This is a genomic window from Roseococcus sp. YIM B11640 (assembly GCF_049727625.1).
Lineage (GTDB): Bacteria > Pseudomonadota > Alphaproteobacteria > Acetobacterales > Acetobacteraceae > Roseococcus.
The window spans coordinates 26,529-52,121 of the sequence record NZ_JBBJOZ010000002.1; the positions used below are offsets into that span (position 1 = coordinate 26,529).

The following is a 25,593-nucleotide window of genomic DNA, read 5'->3' on the forward strand; positions in this document are numbered from 1 at the left end:
GCTCAGTTCACCGCATGCGGCGGCTTCGTCCCCAGCCGCAGCGCGGCGTCCAGGTTCTCCAGCGCGCGCTGGCCCATGGCGGCACGCGTCTCGATCGTGGCGCTGCCGAGATGCGGCAGGAGGGCGACGCTTTCCAGCTTGAAGTAGCCGGGATTCACCACCGGCTCGCCGTCGTATACGTCGAGGCCGGCCGCGCGGATGTGGCCCGAGGCCAGGGCCGCGATCAGCGCCTCGTCGTCCACGCTGCCGCCGCGGCCGGAATTCACGACCAGGCTGCCCTTCTTCATCTTGGCCAAACGCTCGGCATTCAGCCACTTGCGCGTGGCATCGCCTCCCGGGACGTGCATGGAGATCACGTCGATCGTCGCCAGGAACTTGTCGTCGCTGTCGTGATAGATGGCGCCCTTCTCCAGTTCCGGCGGCAGCTTGTTCACGTCGCGATAGTGGATCTCCATCTTGAACCCGCGCGCCATGTCCGCGAGTTCGCGCCCGATGCGGCCCATGCCGAGGATGCCGAGCTTCTTCTTCTCCAGCGTCACGCCCATGAGCTGAGTGGGCGCCCAGCCTTCCCACTTCCCGGCGCGGACCATGCGCTCGCCCTCGCCGGCCCGGCGGGCGGCCATGAGCATGAGGGTCATCGCTGTCTCGGCCGTCGCGAAGCTCAGCACCTCGGGCGTGTTGGTCACCACGATGCCGCGGGCGGTGGCGGCGGGCACGTCGATATGGTCGTAGCCGACGCTGAAGGTCGCGATGGCCTTCACCGAGGCGGGCAGGGCCTTGATCGTCTCGGCATTCATCGGGTCGCCTGCGGCGCAGAGGACGCCGGCGGCCTGGGCCTCGGTGGCGCGCTTGGCGATCTCGGCGCCGCTGCGGAACCAAGGGTCGTCATTCGGATTCAGCCGGGCGTCGAAGTCGCGGGCGGCGCGGACCTCGATGGCTTCGGGAAGCTTGCGGGTGATGAGCAGCACAGGCTTGGACATGACGATTTCCTGGTCGTTTCCGATCTGCGCCGCAACATAGCCGGGTTGGCCCGGCTTGCCAGAGGGTGCGGGGGGCGGCAGGTTCCGCCGTCAGGTTTCTCAGGGATTTTGGATGATGGATCTCGGGCTCAAGGGCAAGCGGGCGTTGGTGATGGGGGCCTCGAAGGGCCTGGGCCGCTCGATCGCGGATGCGCTTGCGGCGGAGGGTGCGGCGCTTGTCATCAGCGGCCGGGACCAGGCGAGCCTGGACGCGGCGTCGCGGGAGCTCGTGGCGCTGGGCGCTGCCTCTTGTGTGGGCATTCCGGCCGATGTCGCCGAGGGCGAGCAGATGGACGCCCTGGCCGAAGGCGCGATCAAGGCCATGGGCGGGGTCGACATCCTCGTCCAGAACCACGGCGGCCCGCCGCCCGGCCCCGCGCTGGAGGTGACCGAGGAACTGCTGACCACCTGGTTCCAGCGCATCGTCCTCGCGCCCGTCCGCATCACCAACAAGCTGCTGCCGGGCATGCGCGCGCAAAAGTTCGGCCGCGTCATCAACGTGGGCAGCACGGGCATGGCCGCGCCCATTCCCAACCTCGTGCTCAGCAACGCGCTGCGCGCCAGCGTCATGGGCTGGATGAAGACGCTCTCCGCTGAGGTCGCGCATGAGGGCGTCACCTGCAACATCGTGGCCCCCGGGGCCATCCGCACCGACCGCAGCCTGGAGACGGCCGCGGGCCTGGCCAAGCGCTCAGGGAAGTCGGTGGACGACGTGATCGCGGACCGCAGCAAGACCATCCCCGCCGGCCGCTACGGCTTGCCGAGCGAATATGGTCCGCTGGTCGCCTTCCTGTGCAGCCCCCAGGCCGCCTACATTACGGGCGAGATCTTCCGCATCGACGGCGGCATGGTTCGCGGGTGGTGAGCGTGGGAAGCAAGGCACGCCTGGCCGTCGATATCGGCGGCACCTTCACCGACGTGGCCGTCGAGGCGAAGCTCGGCGAGAAGAACAAGCAGCGCTGGACCGCCAAGGTCCTGACCACGCCGCATGCGCCGGAGCTCGGCGTGCTGGAGGGCGCCCGCGTGGCGCTCCAGCGCGCGTCGCTGCAACCCGGCGATATCGAGCTGCTGATCCACGGCACGACGCTGGCGACCAATGCGCTGATCGAGCGCAAGGGTGCGAGGACCGCGCTCCTCACCACTGAGGGCTTCCGAGACGTTCTGGCCCTCGGCAATGAGAGCCGCTACGACCAGTACGATCTCAACATCGACCTGCCGCAACCGCTGGTGCCGCGCCGCTGGCGCCTGCCGGTGCCGGAGCGCCTGGACAATACGGGCCAGGTGCTGAAGCCGCTCGATGAGGCGGCGCTGCGCGCGCACATTCCCTTCCTGCGCGCGGAGGGCATCGAGAGCCTCGCCATCGGCTTCCTGCATGGCTTCGTGAACCCGGTGCACGAGAAGCGCGCGGCGGAGATCGTCCGTGCCGAATGGCCGGAGCTTTCTATCTCGCTGAGCTCCGAGGTCAGCCCGGAGATGCGCGAGTGGGAGCGCTTCAGCACCACCGTCGCCAATGCCTATGTGCAGCCGCTGATGGCCAGCTACCTGGCGCGGCTGGAGAAAGGCTTGCGCGAGGGCGGCATGTCCTGCCCGATCTTCCTGATGCTCTCGGGCGGCGGGCTTACCACGATCGAGACCGCTTCGCGCTTCCCGATCCGCCTTGTGGAGAGCGGGCCGGCGGGCGGCGCCATCTTTTCGGCGCATGTCGCTCGCCAGCGCGGCTTCGATAAGGTGCTGAGCTTCGACATGGGCGGCACCACGGCGAAGGTCTGCCTCATCGACGATTTCGCGCCCCAGGCCAGCCGCACCTTCGAGGTCGCGCGCGTGGGCCGCTTCCGCAAGGGCTCGGGCCTGCCGCTGCGCATCCCTGTGATCGAGATGGTCGAGATCGGCGCGGGCGGCGGATCGCTCGCGCATCTGGACAGCATGGGGCGCATCCAGGTCGGGCCGGAGTCGGCGGGCGCTGACCCGGGACCGGCCTGTTATGGCCGCGGCGGCACGAAGCCGGCGGTAACGGACGCCAACCTGACGCTGGGCCGCTACGACGCGGCGGCCTTTGCCGGCGGTCAGCTCAAGCTCGACACGGGGGCGGCCGCGGCGGCGCTGGATGCGCATGTCGGCAAGGGCCTGGGCCTCGAGCACGGCATGGCGGCGCTGGGCGTGGTCGAGATGGTGGACGAGAACATGGCCAATGCGGCCCGCGTCCATGCCATCGAGAGCGCGAAGTCCTACGACGGCCGTTCCATCATCGCTTTCGGCGGCGGCGGGCCGGTGCACGGCTATCGCGTCGCCGAGAAGATCGGCGTGAAGCGCATGCTGGTGCCGAGCGGCGCGGGCGTGGGCTCCGCCATCGGCTTCCTCCGCGCCCCGGTGGGCTATGAGGTGGTGAAGAGCCTCTATACGCGCTTCGCCAGCTTCGACGTGCCCGGAGTGAATGCGCTGCTCGCCTCCATGAGCGCCGAGGCCTCGCGCGTCGTCGCCGAGGGCAGCTTCGGCGCGCCCACGGTCGAGAACCGGATCGGCTACATGCGCTATGTCGGGCAGGGGCACGAGATCGCGGTGGTGCTGCCTGTTCGCCCGTTGACCGAGGCGGATATCGCGGACATCCGCGCGGCCTACGACGCGGAGTACACGCGCTTCTACGATCGGCCCGTCCCGGGCTCGGATGTCGAGGTGTTGAGCTTCGCTGTCACCGTCGCCACCGTGGTGGAAAAGGTCGAGCCCGTGGCAGAGGTCGCGAATGCGGCGGCGCCGGCGCCCATCCGGGTGCAGCAGGTCCGCGACACCGCAACGGGGCTGGTCTCGCCCTGGCAGGTCTACGACCGGACGCAGATGAGCCCTGGCGCGGAAGTGCCCGGCCCCTGCATCATCGCCGAGGACGAGACGAGCACACTGGTTGGGCCGGGCTGGTCCTGCCGGATGGACGGCCTCGGATACCTGGAGCTGAAGCGGGGCGAATGATGACCGGAGCGGGTCGCCGAACTTGCCGGGAGGGCCCGGGACCGACCGGGATCGCCCGCTGAGCGACGAGCCGGCCCGCTCCGCTTTCCTGCAGCGCGGTCTGGGCGCGCTGAGCCGCCTTGGGCTGAACGTGCAGCCATGGATCGAGCTGCAACGCGCACGGATCAACCGCCCTGTGGCGCTAAGGCTGGAGGCCGAGGCGTCCGCGCTGCGGGATGTTCTCGTCCAGCAGGCGGAGATCTTGCGTCAGCAGGCCGACGCCCTGGCCCAGCAGAACGCGGCTCTGACACAGCAGAACGAGGTGCTGCGTCAGCACGACGAGGCCCTGCGCGCCCAGGCGACGGCTTGGCGGGATGCCTTGCTGGCGCAGGCCGAGGCCGCGAAACGGCGTGCATCCGCGGAGGACGAGCGCAGTTCCGGCCTGCAGCGGGAGCTCAGGGCGCTTCGCGGCGAGCTCGCGAAACTCCATGCCGCGACCGGCGCGCTCACCGAGCGCTCCACGGCCGCGGAGAAGCGCCTGTCGGGCCTCGACCGGCAGGTTTCGGCGCAGCATCCGCTGATGCGGCAGAAGGCGCGCGACGCCCTGGCTCTGCCCGCGATCGTGTCCGCGGGCGCGTTACCCGAGGTCAGCATCGTCATGCCGGTGCGCGACCGTGCGAACCTCGTTGCCCACGCGATCCGCAGCGTGCAGGCCCAGTCGCACGTGTCGTGGGAGCTTCTCGTCGTCGATGACGGAAGCTCGGACGGCTCGGCTGATGTCGTGGCGGCCCTGGCCACGTCCGACGACCGCATCCGCCTGTTCTGCGAGCCGGCACGGGGCCACTCGGCGGCCCGGAACGTCGCGCTGGCCGCGGCGCGCGGTTCGCTGATCGCCTATATCGACAGCGACAATGTCTGGTTTCCCGGCTTCCTGGCGGGGATGGTGGAGGAGTTCCGGGCGGACCCCAGCCTTCAGTCAGCCTACGGGATGCTATTCGCCGACGAGTCCCTGGTCGCGGACAGGCCTTATCTTTGGGAGAGCTTCGATCAGGCCGAACTGGAGCGCACGAACTTCATCGACATTAACACCTATGTTCACCGGAGCGAGCTCGTCGAGCAATGCGGCGGCTTCGACGAAGGAATGTCCCGCCTGGTCGACTGGGAGCTGGTCCTGCGCCAGGCGGACCACGCGACGCCACGGCGCTTGCCCATTCCCGCGGCAGCCTATCGCTGCCGGCTCGACGATCGCGTAACCCTGAGGGAGCCAATCGGGCCCAACCTCTTTCATCTGCGCCGCAAGCGGCTGAACCCCGGCAGGGGCCATCGCGCACCCCGCGTTCTCTATGCGGTCTGGCACTACCCCCAGATCACCGAGAGCTACATCGAGACCGAGCTGCGCTGCATGCAGCGCCTGGGCGCCGAGATCGAGGTCTGGTCGCAGGAGAACGTCGCCTCGCCTTACGCGCCTGCGGCCCGCTTCCATCGCGGCCTGCTCGAGGACGCGATCGTGAAGTTCCGGCCGGATGTGGTGCATGTGCATTGGCTCGGCCATGCGACGCTCTATGGCCCGGCCGTCGCGGCGGCGGGCCTGCCGATGACCGTCCGTGCCCATGGCTTCGAGACCTCGGCCGCGGGGATCGAGGCGGCCTTGTCGCTCGGGCTGATCACGCGGCTGTATCTGTTCCCCAGCATGACGGCCGGCGCGCCACTCGATGACCCGCGCGTACGCGTTTTGCGCGCGGCCTTCGATACGCAGCTCTTCACGCCGCCCTCGGCCCCCAAGGACCGGCGCCTCGTGCTGCGCACGGGGGCGGCGCTGCCTTCCAAGGATTATGGCCTCTTCTTCGAGACCGCCGCGCGCCTGCAGGACCATCGCTTCGTGCTCGTGGCCGGCACCTGCCTGCAGCGCGAGAATGTGCCCGCCGAGCTGCATGCGCTCAACGAGCGCATGGGCGGCCATGCCGAGATCATGATGGATGTTCCGCGCGAGCAGGTCGCGTCCTTGATGGGCCGGGCCGGGCTCTACCTCCACACCGCGCTACCGCCCGGCGTGCCGGACGCGACGCCCATCGGCGCGCCGATCTCCATCGCCGAGGCGATGGCGACGGGCGCGCATGTCCTGTTCCGCAACCTTCCGCCCTTCGCGGAATACGTGGGCGAGGCCGGGGCCGGCTATTCCCATGCCGGTGAGGCCGAGAACCTGATCCGGGCGACCACCGCCTGGGACGATGCGAAATGGGACAGCGCCGTGCGTGCGTCAGTGGACCGGGCCTGGTCGCTGCACGCCGACGACACGACGCTGGCCCCGCTCTATGAGGACTGGTGCGCCATTGCCGCGGCGCGTGAGGCCGGCCTCAATTCCTTGCCTTGAACTGACTAGAGACGATACCGGAGATCGCGATGCGACAGACCGACGCCCTTGAGAAGATTCAGCGCCAGATCCAGTGGAATCGCTTGATCGCGGTGGTCGAGGAGCAGGCGCAGACCATGATCCGCACCGCCTTCAGCACGACCGTGCGTGAGGCGGGCGATCTTTCGGCCGGCATCTTCGACCTCCAGGGCCGCATGCTGGCGCAAGCCGTCACCGGCACGCCCGGCCATGTGAACTCCATGATGGAGAGTGTGGGGCACTTCCTGGCGAAGTTCCCCGCCGAGGGTATGAAGCCCGGGGACCATTACATCACTAACGATCCCTGGCTCGGGACCGGCCACCTGCACGACCTCACCGTCGTCTCGCCGGCCTTCCGCAACGGCAAGATCGTGGGCCTCTTCGCCAACACCGCGCATATCATCGATATCGGCGGCCTGGGCATGGGGCCGGAGGGGCGGTCGGTCTTCGAGGAAGGCCTCTACATCCCCATCGTGAAGTGCTTCGACCGGGGGGAGCCCAACGAGACCTTCTTCGACTTCATCCGGGTGGGCTCCCGCACGCCGGTGGAGCTGGAGGGCGACATCTACTCCCTCTGCGCCTGCAACGACGCGGGTGCGAAGCGGCTCGTCGAGATGATGGACGAGTACGAGATGGACACCATCGACGACCTCGCGACCTTCATCTTCGACAGCAGCCTCGCGGCCACCGTGGCCGAGATCCGCAAGCTGCCGCAGGGTCAGGTCTGGCAGGCGGAGATCAAGTCCGACGGCTACGAGGCCCCGGTGACGCTGCGCGCGGCGATGCGCGCCGAGGATGACCGCATTATCGTCGACTATGCGGGAACCACCGGGCTTTCCACGCGGGGCATCAATGTGCCGCCGGCTTATTGCCGCGCCTATTCCTGCTTCGGGATCAAATGCGTCGTGGCACCCGAGATTCCGAACAACTGGGCCAGCCTCTCGCCCTTCGTGATGGAGATCCCGGAAGGCTGCATCCTCAACGCGCCGCGCCCCTATCCTGTGAGCGTCCGCCACGTGGTGGGACAGCTGCTGCCCGACCTCATGATGGGATGCCTCGGCCAGGCGGTACCGGAAAAGGTGAATGCCGAGGGCAGCTCCGCCCTGTGGAACCCGCCGCTACGCGGCGGTTCGCAGGTGAGCGGCCAGGATGCGGAGGTGGATGATTTCGAGATCATCACCTTCAACTCCGGCGGCACCGGCGCGCGCCCGACCAAGGACGGGCTGGACGGTATTGCCTTCCCCTCGGGCGTGCGGACCATGCCGGTGGAGGCGACGGAGAACGTGGCGCCCATCATCTTCTGGAAGAAGGAGCTCCGCCCCGACAGCGCCGGCGCCGGCAAGACCCGTGGTGGCTTCGGCCAGGTCATGGAGATCGGCGCGAAGAAGAATGCCGAGTTCGCCGTGAACGCCATCTTCGACCGCGTGGCCAATCCGCCCAAGGGGCGGTTCGGCGGAGGCGGCGGCGCGGGGGGCTGGGTCGGGCTCGATGACGCGAATGGGACCGTGCTGCGGACCAAGGGCTTCCAGGTGATCCCCAAGGGACGGCACCTCGTGCTGCTGCTGCCAGGCGGTGGCGGCATGGGCGATCCGAAGCAGCGCGACGCGGCACTGGTAGCGCGCGATGTGGCCGACGGGCTGGTGAGCCCCGAGCAGGCCAGGAAGGTCTACGGCCAGGCGGGCACCGCGGGGGACTGAGCAGTGCGGCGAGCCCAGACGAACGCCGCGACCCTGCTCTTTCGAGAGATGGATGTGCTGGCGGCGGCCATCCATCTCCTGGGTGACGGCGAAGGGCTCAACATCCTCTCCTTTGGCTGCTCCATCGGCGACGAGCTCGCGACGTTGCGGTCGCTTTTTCCGCGGGCTCGTCTGCAGGGCTGCGACATCAACCGGGAGGCGCTCGCCATCGCGACGGCGAGCGTGGGACACTTGGCCGAGGTGTTCGAATCGGATGAGGCCGCGATCCGTGCGCGCGGGCCTTACGACCTGATTTGCGCCTTCTCCGTGCTCTGCGTGAACCCGATGCCGAAGCCCGAGGAGATGCCCCGGATCTTCCCGTTCTCACAGTTCGAGGACATGGTCGGGCTTCTCGCGGGCGTGCTGAAGCCTGGCGGGTTGCTGGCGCTGAAGAACACGTCCTATCTCTTTTCCCAGACCGAGGCCTTTGCGGATTTCGACATCTGCCGGATCGGGTCGACCTATCAGAACGGATACGTCGCGGTCCTTCACAAGGATCAGCGTATCGCGCTCTCGATCCAGAACACGCTCACATTGCCCATGCACCGCATCGTCGACGTGGAAGGGCTGAGCGACTGGGACTTCATCGACTCGCTCTTCAGGAAGCGCGGCGGGCCGGGAGGCCAGGAGATCATCCCCATCTCCGTCATCCAGGATCGCCCCCCGGGCAGCCGGGAGATCGGACGCTGGACGCGCTCCAATCTCGACATGCTCAGGCCGGGCGTGGATCGGACCGGGCTCCTGGAAATCCGTCAGGAATTCGTAAGCTTCACCTCATCTGGCCATCCCGGCCGTGTGCTGCTGGAACAGACGAGCCTGCGGCAGCCGCTGGACGGCGGTCCGCTGCGCCAGGTGGCTTTCCACCGCGTGCTTTCGGACCAGTAGCCCCTCAACCGCCCATGGCGGCCGCGATCTCAGCCCGCTGGGCCTCAGTCATGTGCAGGCCCAGCTTGGTGCGCCGCCACAGCACATCCTCGGCCGTGCGTGCCCATTCGACGCGGCGCATCCAGTCCAGCTCCGCCTCGCTCAGCCCCGCGGGCAGCATCGCTCCCGTCCCATGCTCGAAGACCTTGGGCAGGTCGCTGCCGTGCGTGCGGATCAAGCGTGGCAGCGTCGCCCGATCGAGGAAGGGGAGGGCGCGCGCCATCTCCTGGGCATAGGCTGCCTGGGTAAGGTTCTGGAGCTCGCCCCCCGGCAGTGTGGCGCCCGCGGTCCAGGCTGAACCTTCCCGCCCTAAGGCTTTGCCGATCTGTTCCGATGCCTCTTCGGCCAGGCGCCGGAAGGTCGTGATCTTCCCTCCGTAGATGCTCAGCAGCGGCGCCGCGGCCGTATCCAGCTTGAGCACATAATCCCGCGTGACGGATGAGGGATCCGCCGCACCATCATCATAGAGCGGCCGCACTCCCGAATAGGTCCAGACGATATCGAATTCCTGAACAGGGCGGCGGAACTGTCGCGAGACCGCTTCGCGCAGGTAGTCGGCTTCCTCGGGCGTGCAATGGGCCTGGCCAGGGTTGCCTTCATGCATCACGTCCGTGGTGCCGATCAGGCTGAATTCGTCTTCGTAAGGGATGACGAACACCACGCGCCGGTCGTCGTTCTGCAGGATGAACGCTTCCGGTCCATCATGCAGCCGTGGCACGACGATGTGGCTGCCGCGGACGAGCCGCACCGCGCCGGGCGGCGTCTCGTGCGCTGCGCCGAGGGCCTGCTGCACCCAGGGGCCCGCTGCATTCACCAGCGCCCGCGCGTGGATGGTCTGCGCCTGGTCGTCCAGCCCCCGCAGCGTCACCTCCCAATGGCCGGCATGGCGGGTTGCCGATTCGAAACGCGTCCGGGTGCGGATATCGGCGCCGCGCGCCGCGGCATCCCGCGCATTGAGCAGGACGAGGCGGCTGTCCTCCACCCAGGCGTCGGAATAGGCAAAGGCGTGGGTGATCTCAGGCTTCAGCACTGTGCCGGCTGGCCGCGTGGCGGTGCGGAAGGACTCGGCGCCTGGCAGCGAGGCCCGGCGCGCGAGGTGGTCATAGAGGAAGAGGCCGGCGCGAATCATCCATCGGGGCCGCATCTCCGGCCGGTGCGGCAGCACGAAGCGCATGGGCCAGATGATGTGCGGTGCCAGGCGCATCAGCACCTCCCGCTCACCCAAGGCCTCCCGGACGAGGCGGAACTCGTAGTGCTCGAGGTACCGCAACCCGCCATGGATGAGCTTCGAGGAAGCCGAGGAGGTCGCCTGGGCGAGGTCCCCCTGCTCGGCGAGGAGGACGGTATGGCCCCGGCCGGTCAGGTCTCTGGCAATGCCGGCGCCGTTGATGCCGCCGCCCACCACCAGGATGTCGAAACTCTGCATCGCACCAAAATGACCGTCCCTCGCAACGAAGGGAAGAGTCAGGCGTGGCCGATCGGCCCCATGGAATCCACACTGGTTGCCCGGACCACGGAGGCGAAGAGGCGGAGGGCATCCGGTCCGCCCTGGTCGCGTAGGCTGCCGCCCTCCATCTCGAGGGCGAGAAGCTCCGCATGCTCGGCCAAGGTCTCCGCCGCGCGGCGCAACGCCTCGCGCGCGAGGACGAGCTGGAGCTCGTCAGGCATGTCCCGCCAATCGGAAGGTGGCATGGGATAGTTCATCCTCGCTGCCCGCCCTTCTGGCGGATGTCCGGCCGTCCGGCCCTGCGCCGGACGCCTGTGCTTAGGCCGGGCCGGTTAACAAATTCCTTCCCCGCCGGTCTCAGGTGAAGCGCACCCCCACATGGCCAAGGCCCTCGAAGACCACGTCGACGCGGCAGGGGCCGTCGAGCCAGATCGGTGGCGTGACCGACCCGAGCCACACCACTTGCCCCTTGCGGAGGCCGCCGAAGACCTTGGCGGCGCCGGAATTCGCGAGCCAGGCCAGGGCCTCCATGGGGTGGCCGAGCAGATCCCGTCCGAAGCCGAATCCCCTGGACACGCCGTCGACCGTCATCTCGCCGCGGATGGCACCGAGGTCGAGGCTCCTCCAGCCGGGACAGGGCGGGCCGAGCACGCCGGAGGCGTGGAAGACCTGATCCGCGATCAGCGTCGGCGTGCCGAGCTCGGCCAGGTCGCCGTAGCGTTTCTCCACGATCTCGATGGCCGGAAAAACCTCGGCGACCGCGGCTTCGGCCTCGGCGCGAGTGGTGTGGCCGAAGGGCAGGTCGGCGCCGAGGCGCACGCCCACCTCGCACTCGACGCCCAGGTTCAGGAAATCGAGGGACGGGCGCTCCAGCCCGTCCGCATTCAGGCTTGCCGCCGGCACGAAGCCTGCGGCGGGGTGCGGCAGGCCCAGATAGTCCTGCATCTGCTTCGTGGTGGCGCCGATCTTGAAGCCCGCTGGCGGAACCGCGCCCACGCTCTGCGCGATCTCGAACTGGACGGCATAGCCCTCAGCCGGCGTCCGGGGGGCGGCGGCTCCCAGCGGCGCCAGGATGCGCCGGGCCTTCCAGGCTTCGAGAATCAGCCGTGCCGCTTCGCTCATCGCTTCACTCCCGGGCCAGTTCGTAGAGCGCGACCGCCGCGGCGGCCGACACGTTCAGGCTTTCCATCGCCGGCTTGATCGGCAGGCGGACCAACTCGTCGCAGGTCTCTCGCGTCAGGCGGCGCAGGCCTTCGCCCTCGGCTCCCAGGACCAGGGCCACGCGCCGGCCCGAGAGGCCCGACTGCGCGAGGGTGACCGGCCCCTCGGCTTCCAGTCCCACGACCCAGAGGCCCGCCTTTTTCAGCGCCTCCAGGGCGCGGGCAAGGTTCACCTCGCGCAGGATGGGCACGACTTCCAGCGCGCCGGAGGCGGCGCGCGCCAGGGCGCCCGTCTCCTGCGGCGCGTGCCGGTCCTGGACCACCAGCGCGGCGGCGCCGAAGGCGGCGGCCGAGCGCAGGATGGCGCCGACATTGCGGGGGTCCGTCACCTGGTCGAGAACCAGGACCGGGCCGTTGCCATGGTCCAGGACTTTTTCCAGCGGGGGCGGGCTCAGCGGCTCGACGAGAAGGGCCGCGCCCTGATGGATGGCGTCGGCCGGCAACAGGCTGTCCAGGCGCTGGCGTTCCACGAGCTCCGGGGTGATGCGCCAGGGGGGCGAGAAGCGTTCGGCCAGTTCCTGCTCGGCGGTACGGGTCACGAGCAGGCGGCGCAGACGGCGAGCGGGATTGGCCAGGGCTGCGGAAACGGCATGGTGTCCGTAGAGCCAGAGGCCGCCCTCGCTGGGGCCTGTGGCGTCCGGGGCAGGGCGATGGCGATGACGTTGGTGGCGCATGCCGTCATCAAGCGCGACGCTGCCCCGCTGGCAAGCTGCGTCTTGCTGCACTAGAAAGCCCGCGGGCGCGCCGGGTTAGCTCAGCGGTAGAGCAACCGCCTTGTAAGCGGTAGGTCGTCGGTTCAATCCCGACACCCGGCATGCCGCTCGAGTTCTCAGGCAGCCCTTGTCGCTGCCAGTCCCAGTGCCGCCGCGCGTTCATCCAGCTTTCGGCGAAGACTGGCGGGAAGCTGCCGGGCCGATTTCGCCCGCGGGGCCTCGATTTCCTCGACACGGAACTCCGCCTCGCCATAGAGCGCGACGAACTCCGCGTGATTGTCGAAGCGGGAGCGGGCCGCGTTGTCCATCAAGGTCTCGGCCGGGGTCCCTTCGGCCAGGATCACGGCGTGATCATCCGTCTCGATGTGGAAATAGGTAAAGCGCTCGGCTGGCCGCGGCACGCGCGTGATGCTGCTGCCGTTCACCAGCGCCGCCGCCTCGACCAGCAGCCCTTCCACCATCAGCCCATGGCCCGGCGACAGGAACAGGTCGCGCGAGGGCACATTCTCGTCCAGGGCGCCCGCCCGTATCTGGATGGGGTAGGCGTGCAGGGGGTGGCTGAAGAGGCGCGTATGCTCCTGCCGCCCGATCCAACGGACGGGCCTCGCTCTTCCATCCTGGTCGAGGACGAGGTCCCCGATCGCAAGGGTTTCCACTGCGACCTCGCCCGAGGGTGTGGCAATCCTGGTGCCACGCAGGAAGCAGGCAGCGAAGGGCGCCGTGCGGGCCGGCAGGTTCTGGCTCGCGGCATAGGTCGTCGTTTCCGTGAAGATGTACTGGACGCCGTTCTGCTGGAGGATCACGCCCTCGCCGCTCAGGTGACGGCCGATATAGATTACCGGATCAGCAGTGAAAGGACCGCCGGTGATCGTGATCGTGTCGCCAGCGGCCAGGTCGTGATCTCCCTGCGTTCCGTCCGAGATGGTGATCGCGCCCGGACCCGCATTGGTGCTGGCGGCCGAAGTTGTAAAGCGGCCGCCGTCGACTGCGGCATATACCCCAATAGTATAGTATTGAGCGATGTACGTTGCCATGCTTGAGCTCCGCTGCATTGAACATCGGCTGGCAATGGGTCACGGATTTTGAAAATGAGCGCGACGAATTCTTTTCAGGCTAGTGGTCTATGTGCGGTGCAGCAAGGCAAAAATGAAGCTCTCATCGCCGGGGTCCATCCGCTTCCGACATTCCTGGAAAAGGACGCCTGAAGGACTTCGCCATTCCGGAAGCGTCGTCACATTTCCTCACTTCTCGAGACCGTGTTCGCCACGCCTCCGTTACAAACACACCCCATCTTCCACTCCATCGGGAAGGCATTTCGCCGGCCCTTACTGGAGACCACGATGAAATTCGCTCAGACCCTGGCGATTGGTGCCATGCTTCTCGGCGGTGGCGCCGCCCTGGCCCAGACGGCGGCCCCGGCTCAGCCGGGCGCATCCGCCCCGTCCGCCACGCCTTCCGCCCGCCCGGAGCGCGTGCCCGGTGGCCGGATCTTCGCGATGTTCGACACGAATAGCGACGGCCGCGTCACCTGGGACGAAGCCTGGGCGGTGATCACCACTCGCTTCAATGCGGCCGATGCGGACCGCAGCGGCGGCCTCACGGTGCAGGAATTCGCGCAGCTGCGCCGCGTGCGCCCCGAGGGCCAGGCGCCCCGCCACCAGGGCGGGGAGAGGATGGAGCAGATGCGCGGCGTCATGTTCCGCAGCCTCGACGCCAACCGCGACGGCGTCGTGACCCTGGCTGAGATCGAGCCCTTCGCCCAGGCGCGCTTCCGTGGCTTGGACGCGAATGGTGACGGTGCGGTGACGCGTGAGGAGATGCCCCGCCCGCCGCGCCATCACCATGGGCATCACCGCCACGGCGACCGCCCGGCGCCTACGGACGCGCCCGCGCAGCCGGCGCGCTAACGACCTCCCAGACTGATCCTCTCTCCGATCAGGAACGGAGCCCCCGGGGCGGCCTGCGTGAAGACGCAGACCGCCTCGACCTTTCGGGGAATGTCCGCGATACCGGCGAAATGCGCCTCCGCCGCGGGCTTGTAGATGTCACGCTCATCGGGCGTCAGGCGGCGCGTCAGCGTCATGTGGAACTGCCACTCGCCCATCACGTAAGGATAGCCCCAGCGGGCGAGCAGTGCCTCATGCGCCTCGCTGAGCTTCGCGCGGCGCCGCCGGGCGAGCTCGTCTTCCGTCGGTGGGGCGCGGTGCCCGTCCAGAGCCTCTACTGCGCTATCGGCCAGCGCGTGGAGGGGCGGGCAGGGCGCCGTCTCGCGCAGCGCGAGAAATCCCTTCAGATCCTGCACCGACAGCGCCGGAAGCTCGAACGGAGTGGCGTCCGCCGCCCATTGCCGGAGGTCGGCGAGGAAACGCTCATAGCCATTCGCCAGCCGGAAGGGCGGCTTCAGCGTGGCGTGGAAGCCATAGCCGCGCGGGTCCGCGGTGATGCCCGCCACGTCCGGCAGGTTAGGTTGGGCCAGGGTCGCGCCCGTCTCGGCGTCGCGCCCCAACCAGACACTGGCAGCAGCGTGCAGGGGATCCTGCGCCTCTGGCGCATAGTACACGGCGACGCGGTGCATGCTCAGGCGATCCGTTCGCCCGAGCGCCACACCTGCCGCACCACGGGCATGGTCCCATGCCGCGCCACGCGCACGAGATCCGCCCGCAGGCCCGGCACCAGCGCACCGCGATCCTCGAGCTTGCACATCGCCGCGGGGCCGGAGGTGATCATGGCGACGGCCTTGGGCAGCCCCATCTCGTCCGCCACGTGGAAAGCCGCCTCGATCAGCGCCGGGGGGACGTAGTCGCTGGCCAGCACGTTCACGGCATTGGCGCGGATCAGGTCGATCGCCGCCACATTGCCCGAATGGCTTCCGCCACGGACGATGTTGGGCGCGCCCGCGATGACGCCGACGCCGATGCGCGCGGCCTCTTCGGCCGCCTCCATGGTGACGGGGAACTCGCTGACGCGGATGCCGTCCTCCGCGTTGCGGCGGACCTCGGAAGCGTCCTCGTCGTCATGGCTGGCGAGCGGGATGCCGCGCCCCGCGAAAAGGTCGATGACCAGCTGGCGCTGCTTCTCGCGCAGCTCGGCCCGCTGCTCCTGCAGGGCCGCGATGCGGCGTTCCACCTCGTCCTCGCTCATCCGCGTCTGGCGGATGCGCATGGCGCGGTAGCGCGTGAGGTCCCGGTACTGCCCGACGCCCGGCGAGTGGTCCATGAGGCTGACCATCGCCACCAGCGGATGGCTGGCGACCGGCTCCAGCGCGCCCGGCATGTCGCGGGCCGGCAGCTCGCAGCGAAGGTGCAGCAGGTGCTCGGCCTTCATGAGGCCGGTGGCGGACATGGCGGTCAGGTCCTCCACGCCGTCGCGGAAGGTCTGGTCGCGCCCCTGGTCGAAGCCCAGGTCGCCGAGGCAAAGCGCATCCAGCACCGTCGTCACGCCCGCCGCCGCGCATTGAGCGTCGTGCGACACGAAGGCGGAGCGCGAAGGCCAGCGGGCATTCACGCGGGGCTGCACCTGGCGCTCCAGATTGTCCGTATGAACATCCACCACGCCTGGAATGATGAACTCGCCGCCGCAATCGATCGCGGCGGGGCTGGAGGAGCGTCCGGTCTGGATGTCCGAGATGATGCCGTCGCGCAGCGTCAGCGTGCCGTCGACCACGGCCTCCGGAGTGACGATACGGGCGTGGGTCAGGATTGTTTCCGTCATGCGGCTTCTTCTAGGGGACGAATGTCATGCAGGCGATCCGCGACCCGGTCGCGCACTTCGATGTCATGGAAGATTCCCACGAGGGCCGTGCCGCGCGCCTTGGCCTCCTGGATGAGGCCGATCACCACCTCGCGGTTCGCGGCGTCGAGGCTGGCGGTGGGTTCGTCCAGCAGCAGGATGGGATAATGCGGCGCGAAGCCGCGCGCGAGGTTCACGCGCTGCTGCTCGCCGCCCGAGAAGGTCGCTGGTGGCAGGCTGTGCAGCCTGGCGGGCAGGTTGAGCCGGGTGAGCATCGCGGTGGCGCGTGCCTGCGCCTCGGCCCGCGGCATGCCGCGCTCGATCAGCGGCTCGGCCACCACGTCGCGGGCCGAGACGCGGGGAATGACCCGCAGGAACTGCGAGACATAGCCCAGCGTCTCGCGCCGGATCTCGCGCACCAGCCGCGCGTCGGCGCTGGCAAGATCGGCCACTCCGCCCCGATGGGTGAGCAGGATGCGCCCGGCATCGGCGCCGTAATTGCCCTGCAGGCAGCGCATGAGCGTGGACTTGCCCGCGCCCGAGGGGCCGGCGAGCGCCACGCACTCGCCCGGCATCACCGTCAGCTCCTCGCCCTGGAGAACCTGGAAGCCGATACCGCCCTGGAGATGAAGCGTGAAGCCCTTGGCCAGGGCCTCGACCTTGAGAGCTGCACTCATGCCGCGAGCACCGAGGAAACGAGGAGTTGCGTATAGGCGTGGCGCGGATCGTCCAGTACCCGGTCGGCCAGGCCTTCCTCGACCACGCGGCCATGGCGCATCACCACGATCCGGTGCGAGAGCAGGCGCGCGGCCGCGATGTCGTGCGTCACGAAGAACACCGCGAGGCCGAGCTCGGAGACCAGGTTGCGGATCAGGTCCAGCAGCTTCGCCTGCACGCTGACGTCGAGCCCGCCCGTCGGCTCGTCCATGAAGACGAGGCGGGGGCTCGTCACGAGGCAGCGTGCGATCTGAAGGCGTTGCTGCATGCCGCCCGAGAAGTTCTTCGGCGGTTCGTCGATGCGGCCGGGGTCCATCTCGACACGGCCCATCCACTCGGCGGCCGTGGAGCGGATGTGGCCGTAGTTGCGGTTGCCGGCCGCCATCAGCCGCTCGCCGATATTGCCGCCGGCGGAGATGCCCATGCGCAGCCCATCGCGCGCATTCTGGTGGACGAAGCCCCAGTCGCTGCGCATGAGCTGGCGACGCCCGGCTTCGCTGAGGGCATGGATGTCCAGCTCCTCGCCGGCCGGGTCCCGATAGAGCACGCGGCCCGCCTCGGCGTTACGCTGGCCGGCCAGCACGCGCAGCAGGGTGGACTTGCCCGACCCGCTCTCGCCCACGATGGCGACGACCTCGCCCGGAAAGATCTCGATATCCACCCCGTCCAGCGCCCGGACGGCGCCGAAGCGGAGCTGCAGGCCCGAGGCCTCGAGAAGTGGTGCGCTCATCGGCCCTGGGTCTCCGCGCAATGGTCGGTGTCGGAGCAGACGAAGATGCGCCCGCCCTTGTCGTCAGCGATGATCTCGTCGAGGTAGCTTGTGGCGCTGCCGCAGGCCGAGCAGCGCTGCGGCGCCCGCATCGGCTTGAAGGGATGGTCCTCGAAGTCGAGGCTGCGGACATCCGTATAGGGCGGCACGGCGTATATCTTTTTCTCGCGCCCCGCGCCGAAGAGCATGAGCGCGGGCGAGTTGTGCAGCTTCGGATTGTCGAACCCCGGAATGGGCGAAGGCGACATCAGGTAGCGGCCGCCGACCATCACCGGATGGTTGTAGGCGCTACCGCTCTCGCCCTGCTTCGCGATGTCCTCGTAGAGCCTCACCTGGGCCAGCGAGTAGTCGCCCAGCGCGTGCAGACGGCGGGTCTCGGTCAGGCGCGGCTCGAGCCGGAAGAGGGGCTCGGGCATCGGAACCTGGAAGACCATCACCTGCCCCTCGGTCAGCGGGCGCTCGGGGATGCGGTGGCGCGTCTGGATGATCGTCGCGTCGGCCGTGCGGGTGGTGGTCTGCACATCGGCCACACGGGCGAAGAAGCGGCGGATCGAGACGGCGTTCGTCGTGTCGTCCGCCCCCTGGTCGATGACCTTCAGCACGTCGCGGGGTCCGAGAATGGCCGCCGTCACCTGGATGCCGCCGGTTCCCCAGCCATAGGGCAGCGGCATCTCCCGCGCGCCGAAGGGAATCTGATGGCCCGGGACCGCGATACCCTTGAGGATCGCGCGGCGGATCATCCGCTTCGTCGCCTCGTCGAGATAGGCGAAGTTGTAGGCGGTATCCGCGCGGTTGCGAGGGGTGATGGCGTTCATTCCGCGGCCTCCGCGACGGGGTTCGCCGCGCGATCGGCGTGCCAGCGCGCGCGGATGCTGCGGAGCTTCTCCAGCTCGCTCTGGAAATCGACGTGGTGCGGCAGCTTTAGGTGCTCGACGAAGCCCGTCGCCTCGACGTTGTCGGCGTGCAGCAGGACGAACTCCTCGTCCTGGGCGGGCGCCGTCGTGTCCTCGCCCATCTCCCGGGCCATGAGGGCGCGATCGACCAGCGCCATCGCCATGGCGCGGCGCTCGCCATGGCCCATCGCGAGGCCATAGCCGCGCGTGAACTGCGGCGGATTCTGCGCGCTGCCGGCGAACTGATTCACCATCTGGCATTCGGTGACCGTGATGTCGCCGATGGAGACGGCGAAGCCGAGCTCGGAGGGCGCCAGCATCACCTCGACCTCGCCCATCCGGAGCTCGGCCACGAAGGGATGCGCGTTGCCATAGCCGCGCTGCGTCGAATAGCCGAGGCCGAGCAGGAAGCCTTCGTCCCCGCGTGCGAGCGACTGCAGGCGCAGCGGACGCGGGGCGGGGAAGGCGAGGGGCTCGCGCGTCAGGTCGGGCGGGGTCTCCTCGCCCGCCACGGCGTCGCGCGCCATCAGGCCTTCGCGCGCCAGAAGCTCAGTGACGTGCGGCATGGCGGCGCCGGAAGCCTCGGCTTCCTCGGGCGCTTCCGGCGGAAGGCCCTCGGCGGCCAGCGCGAAGTCCAGGAGGCGGTGCGTGTAGTCGAAGGTCGGGCCCAGCACCTGACCGCCCGGAAGATCCTTGTATGTCGCACTGATGCGGCGCTCGACGCGCATGGCCGCCGTGTCCACCGGCTCGGCCGCCGCGAAGCGCGAGAGCGTGTTCCGGTAGGCGCGCAGCAGGAAGGCGGCCTCGATCAGGTCGCCCCGCGCCTGTTTGATGGCGAGCGCGGCGAGGCCCCGATCGTAGCAGGAGCCTTCGGCCATCACGCGATCCACGCTGAGACCGAGCTGTTCCTCGATCTGCGCCGGCGAGAGTTCCGGCAGGCTTTCGTCGCCACGACGACGCTGGGCGAGCCACCCATGCGCCGCGACGATCGCCGCCTCGCCACCCTTTACGGCCACATACATCAGCCGGCCTCCTTCACTTGCGTCGTGCGCGGCAACGCCGCGAGCTTCGAGCCCGCGCAGAGAACGAGGTCCACGCCGCGCGGGAAGGCCCGGCGATTCGAGGACCATTGCTGGACGAAGTCGGAAGGCATGCCGGCGGCCGCCAGCCGGTGCTCATGCTCGATCCCCGGACCGGCCAGGTGCCAGCCCGTCCCGGCGTCGAGGGCGTCGGTCTGCATGATCAGCGTCGCGCTGTCCTGCGGCATCTCGTCGGTGCCGAGCTCGAGGGTGGCCAGCGCGGGCATCGCGCCGGTCGCCAGCAGGAAGAGCGCCTCGCCGGGCTCGGCGACGAGAGGCGCGCCGGTGTGGAAGGCGATCCAGTCGCGCGCCTCGCCGGAGGCATCGGTCCAGACCGGCGTCTCGGCATCGGCCAGTGCGAGCAGCGCCGCGGCCGCAGCGGGCGACAGGCCGTCGGGCAGATCGGCCAGCACCCCGCAATCCTGGATGCGGCCGGGGCGGGCCATGGCGTCCATGAGCGCGCGGAAGGCTTCCTGCGCGCCGAAGACGGGATCTGCGAAAGCGGGCTTCATCGCATGGCCGCCAGGGTTGCGAAGCGGACTTCGGTGGCGGCGGCGCGGCGCGCGGTCAGGGCAGCGGCACTGGCCTGCGCATCGCCGAGCGGCGTGATCACGGAAGCGAGCAGCGCGGGCCGGAGTGCCGCCTGCTGAAGCGCGGCGTCGAGCATCGCCGCCAGCTCGGCCGCGCGCTTGTCGCGGCCCAGGCGCCAGCAATGGCCGAGCGTGCCGTCTTCCAGGCTCACGGAGCACCGCGTCACCGTGGCCTCGCCGAGGTTGAAGGCGGAGCCGTCACCTCCGGCGCGGCCGCGCAGCATGGTGAGCCCGATCTCGGGCCCACGGATCACACGATGCGCCGGCAGGGCAGGGGCTTCTGCCATCAGGCGCTCCATATCCTCGGCCGAGGCTCGGGCGAGGATAGACATCCATGCGGAACGGTCTATCATTTGTATAGACGACTAAACGTCTGACCCTGTAAGGTCAAGCGAAACTGGCAGGCTGGAGCGATGAGTTGGTTGAAGCTTCTGTGACGCCCGGACCCGCCGCGCTGGATCGCGGCGCGGGCGTGGCCCTCTGGCGGCAGATCGGTGCCGCGATCGAGGAGGCGATCCGCGCCGGGCACCACGCGCCCGGCGACCGGCTGCCGACCGAGACCGAGCTGGCGCAACGGTTCCGCGTCAATCGCCACACCATCCGGCGCGCGATGGAGGAGCTGGAGGGCCGCGGCATCGTCCGGGTCGAGCAGGGCCGTGGCAGTTTCGTCGCGGAGGATGTCCTGGATTACCCGCTCGGGCCGCGCACGCGCTTCAGCGAGATCATCCGCGCGCAGAATCGCGAGCCCGCCGGACGCCTGCTGCGACTCGCGGAAATCCCGGCCGAGGCCCGGGTGGCGGAACTGCTGGAGATCCGTTCGGGCCGTCACGTTATCCTGGCCGAGCGCCTCGCCATGGCCGATGGGCGGCCCGTGGCGCTCGGCGCGCACCACTTCCCGGCCCAGCGTTTTCCGAAGATCGCGGCCATGCTCCGCGAGGATCCTTCCATCACGCGCGCGCTCGCTGGTTCCGGGGTTCCGGACTATCGCCGGCGCATCACCCGCATCACTGCCCGAATGCCCACGGCTGAGGAGGCCGAAGTCTTGCAACAATCCCGCAATCGTCCGCTCCTGATCTCCGAGGCGGTCAATGTCGATGCCGAAGGTCGGCCCGTCGATGCCACGCTGACGCGCTATGCGGCTGGCCGCGCCCAATTGGTCGTGGAGGCGTCGTGAACATGTCCTGGAACATCGCGGGTGGAACGGTCTTGCGCGACGGCGCGCTGGCGCCGGGCGACGTGACTTTGGCGGAAGGTCTGATTGCCGTGGGGCCCGGCGCGGCTGATCGTCGCTTCGATGCCGATGGCCTCATAGTCATGCCGGGGCTGATCGATATCCATGGCGACGCGCATGAGCGCGCCATGCAGCCGCGCCCCAATGTCGACTTCCCCGCCGGATTCGCGATGCGGGACGCGGCCGCGCAGCTTCTCGCTTCGGGCATCACAACGGCTTATCTCGGGGTGACGCTGTCCTGGGAGCCGGGGCTGCGCTCCCTTCAGGCCTTCGAGGCGACGATCGGCGCGCTGCGTGCACCGCCGCCCGGGCCTGATATCCGCGTTCACCTCCGCTTCGAGGCCGATAATTTCGAGGCGGAGCCGGCGGCGCTGGCAGCGATGGCGGCCGGCGAGGTGCATCTGCTCGGCTTCAACGATCACACCCCCGGCATCCGCAAGAAGCTGGGCAATCCCAAGGAGCTCGGCAAATACGCGGGTCGCGCCGGGGTGGGCGAGGAGGAATTCCGGGCGCTGGCGGAAGCGGCCTATGCCCGCCGGGACGAGATTCCCCAGTCGCGCGCCCGGATGTCCGAGGCGGCGCGCGCGGCAGGCATTCCGATGCTCAGCCACGACGACGCCAGGCTGGAGGATCGCGCGCTATTCCGGGCCCTAGGTGCCGGCATCTGCGAGTTTCCGATGACCGAGCCGGTCGCGCAGGACGCGCGTGCGGCGGGCGAGGCTGTGGTCATGGGTTCCCCTAATGTGGTGCGGGGCGGCAGCCATCTGGGCTGGGCCAGCGCCGCGCCGCTCGCCGAACGCGGTCTCGTCACCGTCCTGGCCAGCGACTATCACTGGCCCGCGCTGCTGGCTGCACCGTTCCGGATGGCGGCGCGTGGCGTCATGAACCTCGCGCAGGCCTGGGCTTTGGTGTCGTCCAACGCCGCCGATGCGCTGGGGCTTGGCGATCGTGGGCGGATCGCGCCGGGGCTGCGCGGGGATCTTGCGCTCGTCACGCCGGATGGCGGCCTCGCGGCGGTGTTTTCGCGGGGAGAACTGGCCTGGCTGGCACCGGCGGCGGCGACAAGGATGAGCTGATCGGATCATCCTACTCTCCATGCGCTCCGATCCGTCTGACGAACCCCGCGTCGCCGTCCTGGTTCCCTGCTACAATGAGGCGGCGACCGTCGCGCGAGTGGTGCGCGATTTCCGCGCCGCGCTTCCGTCGGCGGAAATCTGGGTCTTCGACAACAACTCGACGGACGGCACGGCCGATCTCGCCCGCGCCGCGGGTGCGTTCGTCCGGCGCGAGGAGCGCAAAGGCAAGGGCAACGTCGTACGTCGCATGTTCGCCGATGTGGAGGCGGACCTTTACGTGATGGTGGACGGCGACGCGACCTATGACGCGACGGCGGCCCCGCGCCTCATCTCCATGGCGCTGGAGGGCGGGTATGACATGGTCAACGTGGCCCGCCTGGAGACAGGGGAAAAGGCCTATCGGCCCGGCCACCGCTTCGGCAACAGGCTGTTGACCGGGCTTGTCGGGCGGGTTTTCGGAACGCGCACCACGGACATGCTCTCCGGCTACAAGCTTTTCACCCGCCGCTTCGTGAAGACCTTTCCCGCGGTGAGCACGGGGTTCGAGATCGAGGCGGAGCTGATGATCCATGCCCTGGAGCTCGGGATTCCCATCGCCGAAATCTCGGCGCCGTATGGCGAGCGGCCGGCGGATTCGGCCAGCAAGCTGCAGACCTGGCGCGATGGTTTCCTGATCCTGCGGCTGATCGGTGCGCTGATCCGGCGCGAAAGGCCGCTCGAATTCTTCAGCCTGGCTGGAGCAGCGCTGGCGCTCGTCTCGTTGATCCTGGGGCTACCCGTGATCCTCGAGTTCCGGGAGACGGGGTTGGTGCCCCGGCTTCCCACCGCCGTGCTATCCGCCGCGATCATGCTGGCGGCCTTCCTGTCCTTCGCCGTGGGCCTGATGCTGGAGGCTGTTGCCTACAGCCGGCGCGAGATGAAGCGGCTCGCCTATCTCGGCGTGCCGCCTCGCCCCTGAGGCGCTTCAGGCGCCCGGCTGGCGCTCCAGCAATTCGATCGAGATGTTCTCGGGGCCGCGGATGAAGCAGATGCGCACGCCGGGACGCGCCTCCGTGATCTCCATCGTGAAGGGCACGCCCTTGGCCTTGAGTTCGGCCACCGCCTCGTCGAGGCCCTGAACCGCCAGTCCGAAATGGTCCACGCCCTGGTTCGGGGCCGAGGGCGGCGCGGCGGTGTTCGCATCCGCCTGATTGATCAGGATGGTTGTGCCGCCGAGGGTGAGAACCATGCGCGGCCGGCCCTGCGCCATGACGCGCGAGACCTTGGCGCCGAGCTTCTCCTCGAACCAGGCGGCCGTCGCCTCGATGTCGGGGCTGCGAAGGTGGATGTGATCGAACGTAAAGTTTGCCATCGGGCGTCCTCCTCTGTCCGCGCGAGCCTAGCCGCTCGCGCCGATGGGTCCAGAGGGGCGCCGGCTATCACCAGCGCCGGGCGTCCTCTATCCGGCGGCGATCGTCCTCGACCCGCCAGCGCTCCATCTCCGCCTCATGCCGGCGGTGTTCCGCTTCCCGGCGGTGGCGCTCCTGCTCGGCCCAGCGGCGGCGGTCCTCCTCTTCCCGGCGGCGGGCCTCCTGCCAGTGTCGGCGCTGTTCTTCCTCGCGGCGGCGCGCCTCCTCGTAGCGGCGGCGGTCTTCTTCCTCCTGCCGGCGGCGCCATTCCTCGCGGCGCCAGCGGTCATCGTCATAGGCGCGCGCCGCCGGAGCCAGCGTGGCGGCGCCACCAAGCGAGAGGAGGGCCAGCAGGGCCCTGCGGGGTGTTCGTGCGGTCATGGCGAAACCTCGTTCCTACGGGCTGAGGTAACGCGGGCCAGGCGGCAAGGTCGCGGCTTCGGGGCGGCGGGAATGAGGCGGTGAGTGGAGGCCCGAGGAGGGAGAATTCTCGTTTGAAGAGAATGGCTCCGGCGGTAGGATTCGAACCTACGACCAACGGATTAACAGTCCGCTGCGCTACCGCTGCGCCACGCCGGATCGCCTTGGGCGGGCCAGCCTCTAGCAGCCCCTCGCGGGGGACGCAACACCACCCCCGTCACAAAGGTGAAAGCTGGGTTTCCGGCTGCGAATCACCGGGCGCCGGCGCGTCCTGCCCAGAGAGCAGATTCGCGACCCACCGCGCGCCGGAGAAGTGCCGGCACAGTGTCAGGGCCGCGATCAGTGCCGGGACGCCGATGAAGGCCCCCGGCACCCCCCAGAGGAACGCGCCGAGAAAGACCGACAGCAGCACCATGAACGGCGAGATCGCGAGCCGCTTTCCCGCCAGCAGCGGCTCGATGTAGCTGCCCGAGACCGACTGGATGACGTTCAGGCAGAGGAACACGACCACGGCCGTCTGCCAGGATTCGAATTGCAGGATGGCGAAGACCGTCGGGAAGAGCGTCGCGACCAGGGGGCCGATGAAGGGGATGTAGTTCAGGACGAAGGCGATCATGCCCCATTCGGCGGCGAGCTCGAGCCCCATGAGCCGGGCGAAGGCCCAGACCGCCACACCGGTCACCACGCTCATCACGGTCCGGACGATCATGTAGACGCGGAGCTTCGAGCCGGTCTCGATAGCCGCCAGGCGCAGCGTCGGGCCCACCCGGCCCGGCATGCGCGCGAGCTGCCGGTCGACGATCGAGACCTCCATCAGTCCCAGGACGAGAAAGACCACCGTCACGACGGTGAAGCTCACGAGGCCATGGAGCTGGGACGTAACCTCCTGCGCGACCCGCACGAGCCAGCGGGAGCTGAAGAGGTCCGACACCAGCGGCGCGGCCCCGATGCCGTGGGCATCGAGCCATTCCAGCTTCCGGAGGTAGAGAAGCTGGATCTGCGACGAATTGCCCACGACCCATTGCGCTACGCTGCCGAAGGCCCAGGCGACCACCAGCCCCAGCCCCACGACCGCCACCATGGCGAGCAGCACGGTGATGAGCATCGCCAGGCCCCCGGGCAGCACGCGCCGGAACAGCGCCTGGATGGGCCAGACCAGCGCGATGAGGAACAGGGCGAAGGCCACCGGCGCCAGAATGGACTGGGCCCAGTAGAGCGCGGCGGCAGACAGGATCGCCGTGCAGATTCCGATCATCATGCGGCACCTTCGCCAGGAAGCTCCCCGCGCGGCAAGCGGGACTCGCCAGCGGGCGGGC

At 69.0% G+C, this 25,593-nt stretch carries 26 protein-coding genes and 2 tRNA genes; 10 read left to right on the top strand and 18 right to left on the bottom strand.

Features of this window, described 5'->3' with window-relative positions; all coding sequences use genetic code 11:
* Positions 1-2 precede the first annotated feature (2 nt).
* Positions 3-980, bottom strand: a complete 978-nt coding sequence (locus WJM96_RS07555) for a 2-hydroxyacid dehydrogenase (RefSeq protein WP_424811860.1) — start codon at positions 978-980, stop codon at positions 3-5.
* A 112-nt stretch (positions 981-1,092) separates the two neighbouring features.
* Here WJM96_RS07555 and WJM96_RS07560 point away from each other — a divergent pair, with 112 nt between their 5' ends.
* From WJM96_RS07560 to WJM96_RS07580, 5 genes are read left to right on the top strand one after another with little or no spacing between them, the layout of a single operon-like run.
* Positions 1,093-1,884 (top strand): SDR family oxidoreductase, encoded by a 792-nt coding sequence (locus WJM96_RS07560; RefSeq protein ID WP_424811861.1) that lies wholly within the window; start codon positions 1,093-1,095, stop codon positions 1,882-1,884.
* Positions 1,881-3,977: a hydantoinase/oxoprolinase family protein gene (locus tag WJM96_RS07565; protein ID WP_424811862.1), complete on the top strand. Its 2,097-nt coding sequence runs from the start codon at positions 1,881-1,883 to the stop codon at positions 3,975-3,977. The genes WJM96_RS07560 and WJM96_RS07565 overlap by 4 nt, the downstream gene beginning before the upstream one ends.
* A 22-nt stretch (positions 3,978-3,999) precedes the next feature.
* Positions 4,000-6,327 carry a glycosyltransferase gene (locus WJM96_RS07570; protein WP_424811863.1) on the top strand — a complete coding sequence of 776 codons (2,328 nt, stop codon included), beginning with the start codon at positions 4,000-4,002 and terminating at the stop codon, positions 6,325-6,327.
* 29 nt (positions 6,328-6,356) lie between these two features.
* On the top strand, positions 6,357-8,042 hold the full coding sequence (locus tag WJM96_RS07575) for a hydantoinase B/oxoprolinase family protein (protein WP_424811864.1): 1,686 nt from the start codon (positions 6,357-6,359) through the stop codon (positions 8,040-8,042).
* Between the two features lie 3 nt (positions 8,043-8,045).
* Positions 8,046-8,966 carry a class I SAM-dependent methyltransferase gene (locus WJM96_RS07580; RefSeq protein WP_424811865.1) on the top strand — a complete coding sequence of 307 codons (921 nt, stop codon included), beginning with the start codon at positions 8,046-8,048 and terminating at the stop codon, positions 8,964-8,966.
* Positions 8,967-8,970: 4 nt separating this feature from the next.
* Here the strand turns inward: WJM96_RS07580 and glpD are convergent, their stop codons facing one another.
* The 4 genes from glpD to rlmB form a co-directional block, all read right to left on the bottom strand.
* Complete coding sequence (glpD, locus tag WJM96_RS07585; protein ID WP_424811866.1) at positions 8,971-10,431, bottom strand: glycerol-3-phosphate dehydrogenase; 1,461 nt, start codon at positions 10,429-10,431, stop codon at positions 8,971-8,973.
* Positions 10,432-10,469: 38 nt separating this feature from the next.
* Positions 10,470-10,673, bottom strand: a complete 204-nt coding sequence (locus WJM96_RS07590) for a hypothetical protein (protein WP_424811867.1) — start codon at positions 10,671-10,673, stop codon at positions 10,470-10,472.
* A 136-nt stretch (positions 10,674-10,809) separates the two neighbouring features.
* Entirely contained in the window at positions 10,810-11,574 is a 765-nt protein-coding gene (locus WJM96_RS07595; RefSeq protein ID WP_424811868.1) for a 2-keto-4-pentenoate hydratase, read from the bottom strand.
* A gap of 4 nt (positions 11,575-11,578) precedes the next feature.
* Positions 11,579-12,346, bottom strand: a complete 768-nt coding sequence (rlmB, locus tag WJM96_RS07600; protein ID WP_424811869.1) for a 23S rRNA (guanosine(2251)-2'-O)-methyltransferase RlmB — start codon at positions 12,344-12,346, stop codon at positions 11,579-11,581.
* A 69-nt stretch (positions 12,347-12,415) separates the two neighbouring features.
* Between rlmB and WJM96_RS07605 the strand changes: the two genes are divergently transcribed.
* Positions 12,416-12,487, top strand: a tRNA-Thr gene (locus tag WJM96_RS07605).
* 14 nt (positions 12,488-12,501) lie between these two features.
* On the opposite strand, the gene WJM96_RS07610 is transcribed toward WJM96_RS07605, so the two are convergent.
* On the bottom strand, positions 12,502-13,419 hold the full coding sequence (locus WJM96_RS07610) for a Hint domain-containing protein (RefSeq protein WP_424811870.1): 918 nt from the start codon (positions 13,417-13,419) through the stop codon (positions 12,502-12,504).
* Positions 13,420-13,725: 306 nt separating this feature from the next.
* On the opposite strand from WJM96_RS07610, the gene WJM96_RS07615 reads away from it, so the two are divergent.
* On the top strand, positions 13,726-14,292 hold the full coding sequence (locus WJM96_RS07615) for an EF-hand domain-containing protein (RefSeq protein ID WP_424811871.1): 567 nt from the start codon (positions 13,726-13,728) through the stop codon (positions 14,290-14,292).
* Here WJM96_RS07615 and WJM96_RS07620 read toward each other — a convergent pair.
* Genes WJM96_RS07620 through phnG form a run of 8 tightly spaced genes read right to left on the bottom strand, consistent with a single transcriptional unit; the run spans position 14,289 to position 20,515 of the window.
* Complete coding sequence (locus WJM96_RS07620; RefSeq protein WP_424811872.1) at positions 14,289-14,960, bottom strand: DUF1045 domain-containing protein; 672 nt, start codon at positions 14,958-14,960, stop codon at positions 14,289-14,291. The genes WJM96_RS07615 and WJM96_RS07620 overlap by 4 nt on opposite strands.
* Positions 14,961-14,962: 2 nt before the next feature.
* Positions 14,963-16,096, bottom strand: coding sequence for an alpha-D-ribose 1-methylphosphonate 5-triphosphate diphosphatase (locus tag WJM96_RS07625; RefSeq protein ID WP_424811873.1), 1,134 nt, complete (start codon positions 16,094-16,096; stop codon positions 14,963-14,965).
* Positions 16,093-16,791 (bottom strand): phosphonate C-P lyase system protein PhnL, encoded by a 699-nt coding sequence (gene phnL / locus WJM96_RS07630; RefSeq protein ID WP_424811874.1) that lies wholly within the window; start codon positions 16,789-16,791, stop codon positions 16,093-16,095. The genes WJM96_RS07625 and phnL overlap by 4 nt, the downstream gene beginning before the upstream one ends.
* Positions 16,788-17,561, bottom strand: a complete 774-nt coding sequence (gene phnK, locus WJM96_RS07635; RefSeq protein ID WP_424811875.1) for a phosphonate C-P lyase system protein PhnK — start codon at positions 17,559-17,561, stop codon at positions 16,788-16,790. Before phnK ends, phnL begins: the two co-directional genes overlap by 4 nt.
* The gene (locus tag WJM96_RS07640) at positions 17,558-18,415 is read right to left on the bottom strand and encodes an alpha-D-ribose 1-methylphosphonate 5-phosphate C-P-lyase PhnJ (RefSeq protein ID WP_424811876.1); all 858 of its coding nucleotides are present in this window, start codon (positions 18,413-18,415) and stop codon (positions 17,558-17,560) included. The genes phnK and WJM96_RS07640 overlap by 4 nt, the downstream gene beginning before the upstream one ends.
* On the bottom strand, positions 18,412-19,515 hold the full coding sequence (locus WJM96_RS07645) for a carbon-phosphorus lyase complex subunit PhnI (protein ID WP_424811877.1): 1,104 nt from the start codon (positions 19,513-19,515) through the stop codon (positions 18,412-18,414). The genes WJM96_RS07640 and WJM96_RS07645 overlap by 4 nt, the downstream gene beginning before the upstream one ends.
* Positions 19,515-20,084, bottom strand: a complete 570-nt coding sequence (gene phnH, locus WJM96_RS07650) for a phosphonate C-P lyase system protein PhnH (protein WP_424811878.1) — start codon at positions 20,082-20,084, stop codon at positions 19,515-19,517. The genes WJM96_RS07645 and phnH overlap by 1 nt, the downstream gene beginning before the upstream one ends.
* Positions 20,081-20,515, bottom strand: coding sequence for a phosphonate C-P lyase system protein PhnG (gene phnG / locus WJM96_RS07655; protein ID WP_424811879.1), 435 nt, complete (start codon positions 20,513-20,515; stop codon positions 20,081-20,083). Before phnG ends, phnH begins: the two co-directional genes overlap by 4 nt.
* A 65-nt stretch (positions 20,516-20,580) precedes the next feature.
* Between phnG and phnF the strand changes: the two genes are divergently transcribed.
* Genes phnF through WJM96_RS07670 form a run of 3 tightly spaced genes read left to right on the top strand, consistent with a single transcriptional unit; the run spans position 20,581 to position 23,427 of the window.
* Positions 20,581-21,336 (top strand): phosphonate metabolism transcriptional regulator PhnF, encoded by a 756-nt coding sequence (gene phnF, locus WJM96_RS07660; RefSeq protein ID WP_424811880.1) that lies wholly within the window; start codon positions 20,581-20,583, stop codon positions 21,334-21,336.
* A 2-nt stretch (positions 21,337-21,338) separates the two neighbouring features.
* Positions 21,339-22,469: an alpha-D-ribose 1-methylphosphonate 5-triphosphate diphosphatase gene (locus WJM96_RS07665; RefSeq protein WP_424811881.1), complete on the top strand. Its 1,131-nt coding sequence runs from the start codon at positions 21,339-21,341 to the stop codon at positions 22,467-22,469.
* 19 nt (positions 22,470-22,488) lie between these two features.
* Positions 22,489-23,427: a glycosyltransferase family 2 protein gene (locus WJM96_RS07670; protein ID WP_424811882.1), complete on the top strand. Its 939-nt coding sequence runs from the start codon at positions 22,489-22,491 to the stop codon at positions 23,425-23,427.
* Between the two features lie 6 nt (positions 23,428-23,433).
* Here WJM96_RS07670 and WJM96_RS07675 read toward each other — a convergent pair whose 3' ends face one another.
* The 4 genes from WJM96_RS07675 to WJM96_RS07690 form a co-directional block, all read right to left on the bottom strand.
* The gene (locus WJM96_RS07675) at positions 23,434-23,820 is read right to left on the bottom strand and encodes a VOC family protein (RefSeq protein ID WP_424811883.1); all 387 of its coding nucleotides are present in this window, start codon (positions 23,818-23,820) and stop codon (positions 23,434-23,436) included.
* Between the two features lie 67 nt (positions 23,821-23,887).
* Positions 23,888-24,238 (bottom strand): hypothetical protein, encoded by a 351-nt coding sequence (locus WJM96_RS07680; protein ID WP_424811884.1) that lies wholly within the window; start codon positions 24,236-24,238, stop codon positions 23,888-23,890.
* Between the two features lie 123 nt (positions 24,239-24,361).
* A tRNA-Asn gene (locus WJM96_RS07685) sits at positions 24,362-24,436 on the bottom strand.
* A gap of 58 nt (positions 24,437-24,494) precedes the next feature.
* On the bottom strand, positions 24,495-25,535 hold the full coding sequence (locus tag WJM96_RS07690) for an AI-2E family transporter (protein WP_424811885.1): 1,041 nt from the start codon (positions 25,533-25,535) through the stop codon (positions 24,495-24,497).
* Between the last annotated feature and the right edge of the window lie 58 nt (positions 25,536-25,593).